The sequence below is a fragment of the Bradyrhizobium sp. genome, assembly GCF_035935975.1.
Classification (GTDB): domain Bacteria; phylum Pseudomonadota; class Alphaproteobacteria; order Rhizobiales; family Xanthobacteraceae; genus Bradyrhizobium.
Window position 1 is genome coordinate 30,975 of record NZ_DASYWN010000053.1, and the last position, 14,021, is coordinate 44,995.

A 14,021-nucleotide genomic window follows, 5' to 3' on the forward strand; every position below is an offset into this window, starting at 1 on the left:
CGGGCAATGACAGAGTGTCGGGAAGCACAAGCTCAATTGGGAGAGAGCAATGTCCCAACCGACCGCCCTCATCACCACCGAGCAGCTCGCCGCCATCCTCGGCGATCCCAATCTCCGCCTCTACGATTGCACGACCTATAACGAGCCGGTGCCGCCGGGCAGCGACGTGCCGTATCGCGCGGTCCCCGGCGACAAGACGTTTGCGGCCGGCCACATCCCCGGTGCCGATTTCCTCGACCTTCAGGGCGAATTCTCCGACACCTCCGCGGGGCCGCTCTTCATGATGGCCGACGTGCCCCAGCTCGAGGCCGCTTTCGGCCGCCACGGCCTCGATGCGTCCAAGACCATCGTGCTCTACAGCATCGGCACCATGATGTGGTCGACGCGGTTCTGGTGGATGCTGCGCTCGCTCGGCGTCGATGCACGCGTGCTCGACGGCGGCCTCGACAAATGGAAGGTTGAGGGCCGGCCGATCGTAACAGGCGCACCGAAGGGCTATCCGGCGACCACCTTCAAGGCGACACCGCGCGCCGGCTTCTTCGTCGACAGGAACACCGTGAAGGCGCGGATCGGCGATCCCACGACTGTGATCGTCAATGCGCTCGGGCCGCAGTTTCACCAGGGCCTCGAGCCGAGCCGCTACGGCCGGCCCGGCCGCGTGCCCGGCAGCGTCAACGTCCCGGCGGCGACGCTCGCCAATGCCGACAAGACATTGACGACGCTGGCGGACGCCGAAGCGAAATTCGCGGCGGCAGGCGTCACGCGCGACAAGACCGTGATCTGCTATTGCGGCGGCGGCATCTCGGCGACGATCGACCTGCTCATGCTGACGCAGCTCGGCTACGACAAGCTGACGCTCTACGATGCCTCGATGGGCGAATGGGCGAGGGACCCGTCACTGCCGATCGAGACGGATTAGGGCGCACATTCCCGATTGCTCCGGGAATATCTCCCGGCCATCGCGAGACTAATGCTTGTCGGGGGGAGGCGGCTTTCGTGCGATAAACGCAGCAGACTTCGCGATCTTTCGCAAAGTCATTCATCCGTAGACTGGCCCCGCCCATGTGGCGGGGTCATTTTCGGCAAAGCTTATTGCCTGGCGAGCGTGACCGAGAATTCGCCGTTGCGGATGCGGCCGGGAAACCCCTCGACGAATTTCGCCACCGCGTCCTCGCCATAGGTGCCGACCAACTCGGCGAAGGCCGCAAACAGGCTCGCCTGCGCCAGGCAGTCGCCGTCGACGCCTTCGTGGCGTGCTTCGGCCCAGGCCTCGTTGAGATAGCTCAGTGCGGCCTGTTTCTGCTCGTGATCGGGCAGCGGCGCGCGGTCGGGGGCGTAGGAAATCGGCTGGCTCATGAAACTCGATCAGGGCTGGGGCGCGATCCACGGCGATGCGCTGCAGATGAGGTGTAGCACGCGTATTAACGCCCGCTAGGCTACATCTTTAAGAACGGTTAACGGCTGTGAACAAAGACGATGACAGGGTTTCGGCTACCAAACCCTCATGGTGAGGAGGCGCGCTAGCGCCGTCTCGAACCATGAAGGCCCCGCTGCTGCAGCCGGGCCCTTCATCCTTCGAGACGCGCGTTCCGCGCTCCTCAGGATGAGGGATTTACAGTTCAGGATTCGGCTGACCGAAAAATCAGTTCGCGTAACGCGCCGTGAGATCGCGCGAGATCTTCGAGCCTTCCTCGATGTAACGGCGGATCGCCACCGTCGCGGCCGGCGTGCAGCTCCGGTAGGTCTGCTGGAAACCGTTATAGCCGCGGTTGAAGCCGGCGATCATGCGGGTGCGGCGCTCGCCCGAGGGGGTCTCGGCATCGATCAGCGCCTGCATCTCGCTGCGCCATTTGTTGCCCTCGTTGGACCCGCAGATGCCGCGCAGATAGTGCAGGCCGCCCAGAATTTCCGCCAGCCGCTGCAAATCGGCGTCGAACGGCGCCGCCGCGTCCTGGGCCCGGGCGGGCGCGGACGCGCAGGCGAGGATCAGGGCGAAAATGGCCAGAAATCGCGTGGACATCGGCGGGGTGTATGCCTCCTTGGGGCTGAGGACGCAAGGCGGCTCGGTCAGGGGCCGATCAGGCGCGCGGCGGACTGGATGACCTCCTCCAGCCCCCCGGTCAGCTTGAGGTCGCCGAGGCTGCCCAGGGCATCCGGGGCGATCCAGCGGTAATCGTCGAGTTCGTCGTTCAGGGAGGGTTCCCTGGCCACCCAGCGGGCGGCAAAGGACATGATCAGATAATGACCGGCGCCGGGCGCGGCGGGCAGCACCTCGCGCCAGCCGGCAAGGCCGATGATCTCGATCCGGAGCCCGGTTTCCTCGTCAACTTCGCGGGCGAGGGCCTGGTGCAGCGATTCGCCGAACTCGACCCGGCCACCGGGCAGCGAATAGAACCCCTTGGCGGGGGAGCGGGCGCGGCGGGTCAGCAGCACCTTGCCGTCACGGAAAATCGCGGCACTGACGGCGATCTGGGGACGGGTGGGCTGGACGACCGCGGACACGGCTCAATTCGCCATGATGGTGTCGACGTCGGCTTCCGCGCCGCCATTGATGATGCCGCCGCAGGCCGCGATCAGCGGCTTGACCCAGAGGGTGGCCTGCTCGGCGAGGCGAACCCGGGTCGAATCCTTCTCGACCTCGCGCATGGCCGAGCCGACCGCGGTCAGGATCGAGGTCATGGTGTCGGTGATGTGGTCGAATTGGGCGCGGACGGCTGGATCGGCCTTCTCATAGGCCTCGATGGCGAGGTCCCGCGCCTTGAAATTCGATGCCGTGAAATGCTCGGCATAGGACAGCGGCGACCAGGTCAAAAAGTCTTCCGCGCATTCCGGCATGTCCGGGACCATTTCCAGCAGCATCACGGCTTCATTGAAATGGTTCAGATAGTCGGTGGCAAGTCCGGTCCGCGGGTTGATATTGGCCACGCGCAGCCGCTCGGCCCAGGCGGCGGCCTCGGGGCCCGTCTGTACATGCGTCCGCGCGGGTTGGGAGGCCGTTGAGCTCATCTGCGGCAGTGTTAACGTTCGGGGTTAAAAGGACATCAACGGACCCTATATTGGACCAAGGATGTGTGGACGCTTCGTCATAACTTCGGCCCCCGCGGCATTACGGCAACTATTCGGCTACATCGAGCAGCCGAATTTCCCGCCACGGTACAATGTCGCTCCGACACAACCGATTCCAGTCGTTTTGGTCGAGAACGGCGCCCGTCATTTTCGCCTGATGCGCTGGGGATTGTTGCCGAGCTGGGTTAGGGATCCCAAGGGATTCACGCTGCTGATCAACGCGCGCTCGGAGACGGTGCTGGAGAAGCCCGCCTTCAAAAAGGCGATTCGTCGGCGCCGCGGCCTGATCCCGGCCGACGGCTATTATGAATGGAAGTCGATCGACGGCCGCAAGCAGCCCTTCTTCATTCATCGCGCCGACGGCGAGCCGCTTGGCTTCGCCGCGGTGTTCGAGACCTGGATCGGCCCGAACGGCGAAGAGCTCGACACGGTTGCGATCGTCACGGCGGCAGCGGGCGAGGATCTGGCCGCGCTGCATGACCGCGTGCCCGTCACCATCAGCCCGCGCGATTTCGAGCGCTGGCTCGACATCCGCGGCGACGAGGTCGATGGTGTGCTGCCGCTGATGATGGCACCGCGCATCGGCGAATTCGCCTGGCATCCGGTCTCCACCCGCGTCAACCGCGTCGTCAATGACGACGAGCAATTGCTGCTGCCGATCAGCGCGGAGGATATGGAGGCGGAGGCCGAGGCTGCGAAGCCGAAGAAGGCGGTGCGGAAGGTTGCCGCTGCGTCAGATGATGGGCAGGGCTCGTTGTTCTAGGCAGCGGAGTCTTAGACAATCTCCCGCGTCCTCAGCGCCGCAATCTGCCCCGCATCGAACCCCAGCTCGCCCAGCACCGCATCCGTATCCGATCCCAGTTCCGGCGCCATCCGATCCAGCTTGCCGCCGCCATGGGCGAGCTTGAATCCGCTGCCGGCAAAGCGCAGGCGGCCGTAGGGTGTGTCGAGCTCCTGGATCGCGCCGCGCGCCCTAATCTGCGGATGGTCGATGACCTCCTCGACCTTCCAGATGCTGGCGCAGGGCGCGCCGGCGTCTTCCAGAATCGTCTCCCATTCGCGCGCAGGCTTGGCGGCAAGCGCTTCCTCGATGATGGCGCGCAGCGCCGGTTCGTTCTCGTTGCGCGAAAACCAGTCGGCGAAGCGCGGATCCGACAGCGTGTCCTCGCGGCCGAGCGCGGCCATCAGTGCGCGGTATTGTTTTTCGTTGTTGACGGCGAGCAGGATGTGGCCGTCGCCGCATCTGAACAAATTCGCCGTGGCCCGGCGGCTCACCGCCTGGTTGCCCGAAAGCTGCTGGCGATGGCCGGCGACCGACCAGTCCGCGATCTGGCCTGACAGAAACGCCATCGTCGCCTCCAGCATGGAGACGTCGATGAGCTGGCCCTTGCCGGTGCGGTCGCGCTGGTAGAGCGCGCTCGACACGCCGAACGCGGCGGTGGCGCCGGAGAGCACGTCGCATACGGCAAAGCCCGCGCGCGTCGGCCCCGTCTCGGGATGGCCGGTAATCGCCATGATGCCCGACAGCGCCTGCATCTTGCCGTCATAGCCGGGCCGCAGGCGATCCGGGCCGGTCTGGCCGAAACCGGACACCGCGCAATAGATCAGCTTTGGATTGATCGCCGACAGCGCCTCATAGCCGATGCCGAGCTTGTCCATCACGCCCGGGCGGAAGTTTTCCATGACGACGTCGACGGTCGCGGCAAGCTTCTTCACGATCGCGATCGCATCGGGCTTTTGCAGGTCCAGCGTCAGGCTGCGCTTGTTGCCGTTGATGGCCTGGAACGCCGGCGCGAGCCCGCGCTCGGCCCATTCGCGGGACAGCGGCGTGCGGCGCATGTCCTCGCCCTCGCGCCGCTCGACCTTGATGACGTCGGCCCCGAGCAGCGCGAGCTGGTAGCTCGCATAGGGGCCGGCCAGCACCTGCGTGAAGTCCAGGATCTTCACGCCCTCGAACGGTCGCGTCACGTCGCTCTCCCATTGTTTGTTGTTATCGGAGGACGTCAGGCGGCGCGGTTGCCGCGCGCGATCTCCTTCTGCTTGTCGAATTCGGCGCGGCGGCGCGCCAGCTCTTCCGGCGAAAGCTGCGCGACGTTGTTGTAGTCGAGCTTCCAGGAGGCATCCTCGCTCCAGCGCAGCGGCGACTGCATCGTGGTCTGCGGGCCGCTCGCGCTCTCCAGCAGCTTCAGCGCCAGCTCGAGCGTCTGGGCCTGCGAGTCTGTGTCATGCGGCTTGCCGGCGGAATTGCCGAGCGGGAAGTCGCTGAACAGAAAGCGCGGCACGGCGGCGTGCTCGATGATGTCCTTGGCACAGCCCATGACCACGGTCGGAATGCCGTTGGCTTCCAGATGCCGCGCCACCAGCGCCGTGGTCTGGTGGCAGACCGGGCAGTTCGGCACCAGCACGGCGACGTCGACCTTGTCGGCGAGGCACCGCGCCAGAATCTCCGGCGCGTCGGTGTCGAGCGTCACGCGATGGCTGCGATTGGTCGGCGCGCCGAAGAAGCGCGGCGCGACCTCGCCGATCCGGCCCGCGGCGGCTGCCTTCAAGAGCTGCGGCAATGGAAACCAGGTGCCATTGTCGGTCGCCGTGGTGTGCTTGCGGTCGTAGCCGATGTGAGAGATGCGCAAATCGTGCTGCTGCGACGTGTCGCCCTCATAGACCTGGTAAAATTTCGCGCTGCCATTATACGCCGCGCCCGGTCCCTGATCGCCCTTGGTCGGATCATAAGGTGCGGCCGTGGTGATGATGGTGACGCGCGACTGTGCCAGCGGCTTCTTCAGCTTCTGGAACGGCGCCTCGGTGTAATGCGCCCAGCGATACGGCGTGGTGTAGCCGATCGCGCTGTAATAGTCCCGCGTGCGCTGCATATAGGGGACGGGGGAATCATAGTCGGGCGCAAAGCCGAATTCATCGTCGCGCGAAGCTGACATGGGCGCGTCTCCTGGTTCTTGGTTGGAGCCAGACTAGAGATAGTTTTCGGGTTGCTCAACAGGGCGCAGCGCGGCGCAGGACAGAATTGCATTGGGCAATGGCTCGCCGTGCGGCAGGTGCGCTCACCTCGCCCCGCAAGCGGGGCGAGGTGAAGAAAGCACCTACCGGAAAATATGCAGCGCGGCGTATTGCAGCAGCATGATCGCCTTGCCGTCGATGATACGGCCGTCGGCGATCATGGCCAGCGCCTCGTCGATGCCGAGCTCCAGCACCTCGATGTCCTCGCCCTCGTGCGCGAGGCCGCCGCCGGCGCTGACCCGCATCGAGGGCTCGTATTCGGCGATGAAGAAATGCAGCCTTTCGGTCACCGAGCCCGGGCTCATGAACGCTTCGAACACCTTTTCGACGTGGTGCAGGCGGTAGCCGGTCTCTTCCTCGGCTTCGGCGCGGATGCGCACCTCGGGCGAGGCGTCGTCCAATACGCCGGCGGCCGCTTCGATCAAGAGATCGTCGTAGCCGCGGATGAAGGCCGGCAGGCGGAACTGGCGCACCAGGATCACGGTGCGCCCGGCGCGATTATAAGGCAGCACAGCGGCGGCGTTGTCGCGCTCATAGGTCTCGCGGTGCTGCGTCTGCCACTCGCCATTGGCGCGGCGGTACTCGAACGTCGTGGTCTTCAGCGTGGTCCAGCCGTCCGAGAGCACGCGGACGTCCTTGATGCGGACGCGGTCGGAGATGGTCATTGCAATTTTCCGGATACGAGCATGATCCGGAAAAGTGTGAAGCGGTTTTCCGAAAAGATCATGCTCAAAATCATGAGGTGGGAGCGCGGCCGTCGAGCCACTTCTGGAACATCACCGACGTCGATTCCTCGAAGCCGAGCGACTGGTAGAATGCATTCGCCTGCCCATTCTCGCGGCGCACCAGCAACTGCAGCTTGGCGATGCCGGCTTGGCGCAGCCAGTCCTCGGCGGCCGCCATGATCGCCCGGCCATAACCGCGCTTGCGGCCATCGGGATCGACGGCGACGTAATAGACCCAGCCGCGATGGCCGTCATGGCCGACCATGACGGTGGCGACGATCGCGCCATTGTCGCGGCCGATCAGCACGGTGGAATTGTCGCGTCGCCGCGCCAGCGCGATGTCGGCATGCGGGTCGTTCCAGGGTCGCGTCAGGCCGCAGCGCTGCCACAGCGCCACGACGTTCTCGACATCGGCATCGTTGATCGCGTCGATCGCAAGAGCGCTCACAGCACCTTCCCTGGATTCATGATGCCGTGCGGATCGAGCATCGCCTTGATCGCGCGCATCAGCTCGATCGCGGTCTTGTCCTTGACGTCGGGCAGCTCGTCGCGCTTGAGCACGCCGATGCCGTGCTCGGCCGAGATCGAGCCGCCCATGCGCAGCACGATCTCGAACACGACGGCGTTCATCTCGTGCCAGCGCGCGAGGTAATCGGCGGTGTCGGCGCCGATCGGCTGGCTGACATTGTAATGCAGATTGCCGTCACCGAGATGGCCGAACGGCACCGGCCGCGCGCCCGGGATCAGCTTCACCACGGCGGCGTTGGCTTCCGTGATGAATTCAGGCACGGCGGCGATCGGCACGGAGATGTCGTGCTTGATCGAGCCGCCCTCGGGCTTCTGCGCCGAGGACATCTCCTCGCGGAGCTTCCAGAAGCCGTTGCGCTGGGTGAGGTTGGCCGCGATCACGGCGTCGTCGACGATTTCCTCTTCCATGGCGCGGGCCAGGATCGTCTCCAGCGGCGTGCGCGCGTCGTCGCCGGGGGAGGACAATTCCATCAGCACGTACCAGGGATGCTTCTCGGCAAGCGGATCGCGCACGTCGATGCCGTGGCGGACCGAGAAGTCCACCGCCATCTCCGACAGCAGCTCGAAGCTCGTCAGCGCATTCGCCGCCTCGCTCTGCGCGATGGTCAGCAGCTTGAGCGCCGCCGCCGGCGATTTCAGCCCGACATAGGCGGTCTCGACCGCCCGCGGCTTCGGAAACAGCTTGAGCGTCGCCGCGGTGATGATGCCGAGCGTGCCTTCGGCGCCGATGAAGAGGTTGTGCAGATTGTAGCCGGTGTTGTCCTTCTTCAGCTTCGACAGCACGTTGAGCACGCGCCCGTCGGCGAGCACGACCTCCAGCCCCAGCGCCATCTCGCGCGCGACGCCGAAGGCGAGCGCGGCGGTGCCGCCGGCATTGGTCGAGAGATTGCCACCGATGGTGCAGCTTCCTTCCGCACCTAGCGAGAGCGGAAACAGCCGGTCCACGTCGGAGGCCTTCTGCTGCGCGATCTGCAGCACCACGCCGGCCTCGCAGGTCATGGTGTTGGAGGCGGTGTCGACCTCGCGGATCTTGTCCAGGCGCCGCAGCGACACCACCACCTCGCCATTATGCGGCGTCTGCCCGCCGACGAGCCCGGTGTTGCCGCCCTGCGGCACCAGCGCGATCTTGTGCGCGGAGGCGAGCTTGCAGATCGCGGAGACTTCCGCGGTCGAGCCCGGGCGCAGCACCAGCGGCGAGCGGCCGTGGAACAGATTGCGCTCCTCGGTGACGTAAGCCTGGATGTCGGTCGCATCGGTGATGGCGTGCTTGTCGCCGACGATCTTGCGGAATTGGTCGATCAGCTCGGGCGCGAGCGGAGGGGTGGCGGATTGATTGATGTTCATTGTCTCGTCTCTTCTTCCACTCTTATTTTGCGCACGATCTTATCGGAAAACCGCTGCACACTTTTCCGGATCGTGCGCTATCGTGCCACCGCAGCGCGCCGCAGCCGGTCGTTGATCGCTTCGCCCAGGCCTTCCTCGGGGATCGCCATCACGGCGATCGCCTTCGGCGCTTTCGCGTCGAGGCTGCGAAGATAGCCGAACAGATTGGCGGCGGCTTCATCGAGATCAGCCGCGGGCGACAAATTCATGACGGCGGCGGCGGCATCAACACCAGGCAGGCGCGCGGACCCGAACGCCAGCAGCGCTTCGTCAGGCGCAACCTCCTGCGCCTTGAGCCGCACATGAGCGCGTGGCGCGTAATGCGAGGCCAGCATGCCCGGCGCCAGCGGCTGGCTGTCGTCGCTCTCGGCCTCCAGAGGCGGTCGCGCCAGGGGGGCGCCCAGCACGGCCTCGATCCGCTCGCGGGACAGTCCGCCGGGGCGGAGCAGCATCGGTGCCTCGAAGCAGCCTACGATGGTCGATTCGACGCCGACCGCGACCGGCCCGCCGTCGACGATCAGGTCGATCCGCCCCGCAAGGTCGCTCGCGACATGGGCTGCCAGCGTCGGCGAGACATGGCCGGAGATATTTGCGGACGGCGCCACCACGGCGCCGCCAAAGGCGCGGAGAATCGCCTCCGCCACCGGGTGGGCGGGAATGCGGATCGCGACCGTGTCGAGGCCCGCGGTGGCGAGATCCGAGACCGGGCAGTCGTCCGTCTTCGGCACCACCAGCGTCAGCGGCCCCGGCCAGAACGCCTCGGCAAGCTTCAAAGCGCGCGCGTCGAACCGTCCGATCCGGCGCGCGGCCGCGAGGTCGGGCACATGGGCGATCAGCGGATTGAAGGCCGGCCGCCCCTTGGCGCTGTAGATATGGGCGACCGCCGTGGCATTGGCGGCATCCGCGCCGAGCCCGTAGACGGTCTCGGTCGGAAACGCGACCAGCCCGCCGGCGGCCAGAGTTCGGGCGGCGGCCTCGGCGGCAGCCGCCCCGGCCGGTAAAATCAGCGTTTCAAGACCCGTTTTCACAGGGGCAAAATTCCTTATCTCGGCCGCTTGCGGTGCGCCAAACCCGACGCTATAAGCCGGCCTCTTGTCGGAGTGTGGCTCAGCCCGGTAGAGCACTGCGTTCGGGACGCAGGGGTCGCAGGTTCGAATCCTGCCACTCCGACCATCATTTCAATGACTTATAGTTTCCGGGGCGACGCGGCGCAATGAATTGCGCCTTGCGTCTCCAACATACCTCTCGCGAATTGCGTGTTTCGGGCATTTGAGTGCCCGATAAGTTGTGTCCAGTCGGGTTCCGGCCCTCGGTGCCCGTTCGGGCGGCAGACATTGGCGGAAGATTTTCAGCGCTTCATTATTTTATGAGCCGGTGCGCCAGTATTTCGATTTCCAGAGCCCCTGTTGCATTCAAGCCCCCAACCGTTGCGCGCTTTGAGCTGCCCAACGTCCTGCATGAACGAAACGAGGCAGGTTCTGCCATCGAGTTCTTCGGCGCGAGTGACGCCGAACAGGACGACGAGGAAAGGGAGCGCGCGATGGGATTGAAGCGCAGAAGATTCGAGCAGACTGAGTCGCTCGAAGATCGGATCTCTGAGTTCGCGGAAGAGATGAGGCGGCAGTTCTCCACACACGCTTCTCAAACTAAGCCTGCCGACGAGAGTGTGTAGACCTTTGATCAACGAAGGGGCTTGAGACAGTCGGGGATGTCCGAAATCGGCCCGATGTTGAGTTTGCATTGTATTCGCCGAGTTGGCCCGGACAACGTCCAGTTGTTGCGCAGCCTGTTCGGACCGTCGCGGCCATGAGGTCGACCAATGGATGATCCTCTCATACCCCATTTGGGTGATGCGACGATCGATGCTCTATGTCAGCGGGATAAGTGATGATCGGCATGCCGCCGAGATGCCAGCGTCGTCCGCTATTGGCGGCAACGAACGAGTTGGAGGGCGGCTAAGGTCAGCTTCAGAGCGAGCGCACAAGACAAGCATTTATCAGTCATCGATCAAGCAGGATGAGCGATTTTTTTGAGATACTGATCCGCTTAGGCGGACGGGTTATTGGTTTTACGATTTGTTGCTTTTTACTCTACCAGGCGTGGCAAGCGGGCCGCTCGGCGCTCTTGGGCCAGACTGCCGACATTGCTGCCCCTGGACGCAACCCTGGCTCCGCTTCATCAAGATTCGCCGCGGCTTTGTGGTCAGCCACAACTCTCATAATGGCCGCGATCGGCTTTGGTGCGGTGTTTGGTCTTGATGTCCTCGGCACCCTTCTTCGTCTTTTCAGTTTGGCGTCCTGAGGCGAGCAAGGGGAATCGGAGGTCTGATTCAGAGGTTGGACTCTGCTCTTGCACGAGCGAGCGTGGTCAGCTCTCCGGCTGACTCCGAACGCGGCGCCGCTCGATCTCCTCGCCTCGCTACGCTCATACCCCATTTGGGTGATGCGCCCTGCCATCAGTCCGCGGCGTTCATCCCTTTTAGAACGAGGACATCTGCGGAAGACCGCAATTGCAGTTGTCAGGCACAACCACTTTAACTAGCTTTTTCGGCGGCAATTTTGCCACCTTAGGGGTATTTCAAAAATGACCAAGAGGATCCCGTTCATTCTGGCATTTGTAACTGCTGGCGGACTGTTTGCGGTCCAGGCCGACGCCGCTCAGACAGCTTACGTCGCGGCGTCGGCGGCTAGCCCGTCTGCCGCCTGTACCATCACTGCACCCTGCACCACGATCGCAGCGGGACTCACCTCCGCCAATGCCGGCGGAGAAGTCGTCATCTTGGACTCCGCGACATACAACGAAGCCCTCAACATCACCAAAACCGTTGTGATTACCGCGCCGAACCGTCCGATCATTGTTCCACCGGGCGGTAGCTCGGCCTTTACTTTGGCCACTGCCAACGTCACTCTCAGCCTTTCAGGGGTGATCATCGATGGAGCCGGAGGGACGGCGTCGGGCATCAATGTAACCAACGGCCGGAATCTGTTCGTGTCGGATACCTCTATCAGGAACTTCACTGGCCCGGGCGTCGCGGCCATCTACGTGACGCCTCCCTCCGGCGTGAACTTCGGCATGTTCGTGACCGGCACCAGCACGAGCGGCAACAACGCCGGAATTGTCGCCGATGGCTCGGCCGGAGGGACCGTTCGCGCCAGCGTGCGCAACTCGCTGGTTTCGGTCAACACCAACGGTGGACTTATCGCACTCGCAAACGGCCCCGGAGCCGCAGTTTTCCTTCTTCACCAGGTGCTGGTGCAGGGCAACGGCGTCGGCATTGCGACGTCCGGCGGTGCTGGATTTCTAGTCGACGATTCTCGGATTATCGGCAACAGCAAAGGAATCTCGGCAGGTCCCGGTTCCTTCATCCTGTCCTACGGCAACAATAACGTGGCCGGGAATTTCGGAAACGACGGCGCGTTCACCGGCCCTGTCGCACTCCAATAATCGCCTAAGCACCTCCGGACGAACCCAGGTTCGTCCGGAGGTGCGGTTTGAGATTGTTATCAACGACTGGCGATGGCTCGCCGCGTCTCGTTGAGATCTTTTTCGAAATCGGCAGCAGCCGATTTCCTTCGATCGTTGTCGAGACGCCATCGACTGTTGGCGGTTCTTTCACGGTTGGTGCTCACTGCGCAATTGTTGGAAAATCCAACGGACGATTGGCCTCGAACCAGGCGCACAGTGCAGGGCCACCTTCCAGACCGGCAAATCGCCGCCTTCAACATCGAGCACATCTCGTGCGCAAATCTGTCGCGCAAGCAATCGGGATTTCGACGACGCTGCATCTACGCGCTCGCGTGACCGGTGATGCCGTCGCGCGGCATAACCGGTTGCCAACCGGTCGGGCCGGCGGCTAGATGGGCGCATAGTCGATCGCGCGTTCGAGGGCGCGATCGGCCAATAACAAAAAACGGGGTTGGAAATCATGAACAAGACAATCATCGCGCTAGTTGCAGCGTTTGGCTTCGTTGCTTCCGGGGTGTCATGGGCGGCGTGGCCGGAGGACAAGCCGATCGAGGTCGTCGTCGGCTTTGCGCCGGGCGGCGGGACCGATGTCATGGCGCGCAAGCTTCTTCCCTTTGTCGAGCGCGCGCTCGGCGGCAAGGCGAAATTCGTCGTCATGAACAAGCCGGGCGCCGGCGGCGAGATTGCCTTTGCATCGATCGCGCGCGCACAGCCCGACGCCTACGCGATCGGCGTCGTCAACGTGCCGGGCTACAACTTCCTGCCGATGACCCGCAAAACCCAATACACCACGGATGAAATCCGGCTGGTCGCGCGGGTCGTCGAAGATCCGAATGTGGTCGTGGTGCCCGCGGACAGCAGGTTCAGCAATCTGCCGGATGTCATTGCCGCACTGCGCAGCAAGCCGGGCTCGGTGACCTTCGGTCACAATGGCGCCGGCACGAACGGTCATTTGGCCATTCGCATGCTCGCAGCAGTCGCGAAGGTCGAGCCCAACGAGATTTCCTACAGAGGAACGGCGGCGCAGAGGACCGATCTGTTGGGCGGACATCTGGAAGTCGGGATGGTCAGCCTCAGCGAGATCCCTGAATTGCACGGCACCAGCAAGGGGCCGCTTCGCGTCATCGCGATCCTGTCGAAGCAGCGCTTTGCTTCGCTGCCCGACGTTCCCACCGCAGAAGAGGCAGGCTTTCCGGTCATTTCGACGGCAGAACGCGGCTTCGCGGTCCCGAAGGGCGTTCCGGACGACATCGTCAAGAAGCTGGAAACCGGGATAGCCGAGGGCCTGCGTAATCCGGAGTACCTGACGGGCTCGCCCGGGGACGAGCCCGTGATCGCTTTCATGCCCGGTGCAGAGTGGCAGAAGCGCCTCGACGACATGTCCGAGGCGCTGCGTCCTTTCGCGGAGCAGATGCGGGCGAGCGAACAGAAATAATCCCGTCGCAGGCAGCTTTGGCGCGGCTACCGCCGCGCCACCAGCACGCCGATCAGGAACGCCACTATCAGCGACGGCAGCGGCGCCTCGCGCACCATGCCGCGAACGATGTCGGGCCAGTGCTGATCAGGGACGAGTCTTGAAGATGCGAGTCTTGGCGACCTGACCTCAGCCATCGGCGTCATGCCCCAGTTTGAGGCGAGATCGGTGATCTCGCTCGATGCCAGGCGCGAGCCGTCGCGGACGCGGAAGATCGCGGCGTCGGATCGCTCGTTGGGCGCGAGCGCCATCAGCGTCGCGATCGCGGTCCGCAGCGTCATCTCGCCAAAGCCTTGCAGCCGCACCGACTCCTCGGGATCGGACGTCATGCGAAATCCCTCACAGCGCCAAATTCTTCACGATGCAAA

The 14,021-nt window shown here is 64.1% G+C and carries 16 protein-coding genes and 1 tRNA gene; 6 read left to right on the top strand and 11 right to left on the bottom strand.

The genetic code is table 11. From position 1 onward, the window contains the following. Positions 1–49: 49 nt before the first annotated feature. A complete protein-coding gene (locus VGR99_RS32910; RefSeq protein WP_326904116.1) occupies positions 50–919 on the top strand; it encodes a sulfurtransferase in 870 nt (289 codons plus the stop codon). 170 nt (positions 920–1,089) lie between these two features. Here the strand turns inward: VGR99_RS32910 and VGR99_RS32915 are convergent, their stop codons facing one another. From VGR99_RS32915 to VGR99_RS32930, 4 genes are all read right to left on the bottom strand, one after another. After that, positions 1,090–1,356 carry a hypothetical protein gene (locus VGR99_RS32915; RefSeq protein WP_018323382.1) on the bottom strand — a complete coding sequence of 89 codons (267 nt, stop codon included), beginning with the start codon at positions 1,354–1,356 and terminating at the stop codon, positions 1,090–1,092. A gap of 286 nt (positions 1,357–1,642) precedes the next feature. After that, entirely contained in the window at positions 1,643–2,020 is a 378-nt protein-coding gene (locus VGR99_RS32920) for a TIGR02301 family protein (RefSeq protein WP_326904117.1), read from the bottom strand. 47 nt (positions 2,021–2,067) lie between these two features. After that, on the bottom strand, positions 2,068–2,502 hold the full coding sequence (locus tag VGR99_RS32925) for an NUDIX hydrolase (protein ID WP_326904118.1): 435 nt from the start codon (positions 2,500–2,502) through the stop codon (positions 2,068–2,070). Between the two features lie 3 nt (positions 2,503–2,505). Next, complete coding sequence (locus VGR99_RS32930) at positions 2,506–3,006, bottom strand: hypothetical protein (protein WP_326904119.1); 501 nt, start codon at positions 3,004–3,006, stop codon at positions 2,506–2,508. Positions 3,007–3,067: 61 nt separating this feature from the next. Between VGR99_RS32930 and VGR99_RS32935 the strand changes: the two genes are divergently transcribed. Next, positions 3,068–3,829, top strand: coding sequence for an SOS response-associated peptidase (locus tag VGR99_RS32935; RefSeq protein WP_326904120.1), 762 nt, complete (start codon positions 3,068–3,070; stop codon positions 3,827–3,829). Positions 3,830–3,840: 11 nt separating this feature from the next. Here the strand turns inward: VGR99_RS32935 and VGR99_RS32940 are convergent, their stop codons facing one another. The 6 genes from VGR99_RS32940 to VGR99_RS32965 form a co-directional block, all read right to left on the bottom strand. After that, positions 3,841–5,034, bottom strand: a complete 1,194-nt coding sequence (locus VGR99_RS32940) for a CoA transferase (protein ID WP_326904121.1) — start codon at positions 5,032–5,034, stop codon at positions 3,841–3,843. Positions 5,035–5,069: 35 nt separating this feature from the next. Next, complete coding sequence (locus VGR99_RS32945; protein ID WP_326904122.1) at positions 5,070–5,999, bottom strand: glycine reductase; 930 nt, start codon at positions 5,997–5,999, stop codon at positions 5,070–5,072. Positions 6,000–6,161: 162 nt separating this feature from the next. After that, entirely contained in the window at positions 6,162–6,743 is a 582-nt protein-coding gene (locus VGR99_RS32950) for an NUDIX domain-containing protein (protein WP_326904123.1), read from the bottom strand. Positions 6,744–6,813: 70 nt separating this feature from the next. Next, entirely contained in the window at positions 6,814–7,251 is a 438-nt protein-coding gene (locus VGR99_RS32955) for a GNAT family acetyltransferase (protein WP_326904124.1), read from the bottom strand. After that, positions 7,248–8,675 carry an FAD-binding oxidoreductase gene (locus VGR99_RS32960; RefSeq protein WP_326904125.1) on the bottom strand — a complete coding sequence of 476 codons (1,428 nt, stop codon included), beginning with the start codon at positions 8,673–8,675 and terminating at the stop codon, positions 7,248–7,250. The genes VGR99_RS32955 and VGR99_RS32960 overlap by 4 nt, the downstream gene beginning before the upstream one ends. Positions 8,676–8,752: 77 nt before the next feature. Continuing rightward, the gene (locus VGR99_RS32965) at positions 8,753–9,742 is read right to left on the bottom strand and encodes an L-threonylcarbamoyladenylate synthase (RefSeq protein WP_326904126.1); all 990 of its coding nucleotides are present in this window, start codon (positions 9,740–9,742) and stop codon (positions 8,753–8,755) included. A 68-nt stretch (positions 9,743–9,810) separates the two neighbouring features. Here VGR99_RS32965 and VGR99_RS32970 point away from each other — a divergent pair. The 4 genes from VGR99_RS32970 (at position 9,811) to VGR99_RS32985 (ending at position 13,614) form a co-directional block, all read left to right on the top strand. Next, a tRNA-Pro gene (locus VGR99_RS32970) sits at positions 9,811–9,887 on the top strand. 843 nt (positions 9,888–10,730) lie between these two features. Continuing rightward, on the top strand, positions 10,731–11,015 hold the full coding sequence (locus tag VGR99_RS32975; RefSeq protein ID WP_326904127.1) for a hypothetical protein: 285 nt from the start codon (positions 10,731–10,733) through the stop codon (positions 11,013–11,015). 282 nt (positions 11,016–11,297) lie between these two features. Then, entirely contained in the window at positions 11,298–12,158 is an 861-nt protein-coding gene (locus VGR99_RS32980) for a hypothetical protein (RefSeq protein ID WP_326904128.1), read from the top strand. A gap of 613 nt (positions 12,159–12,771) precedes the next feature. After that, positions 12,772–13,614, top strand: a complete 843-nt coding sequence (locus VGR99_RS32985) for a tripartite tricarboxylate transporter substrate binding protein (protein WP_326904129.1) — start codon at positions 12,772–12,774, stop codon at positions 13,612–13,614. A 26-nt stretch (positions 13,615–13,640) separates the two neighbouring features. Here VGR99_RS32985 and VGR99_RS32990 read toward each other — a convergent pair whose 3' ends face one another. Continuing rightward, positions 13,641–13,982 carry a hypothetical protein gene (locus VGR99_RS32990; RefSeq protein WP_326904130.1) on the bottom strand — a complete coding sequence of 114 codons (342 nt, stop codon included), beginning with the start codon at positions 13,980–13,982 and terminating at the stop codon, positions 13,641–13,643. Positions 13,983–14,021: the final 39 nt, after the last annotated feature.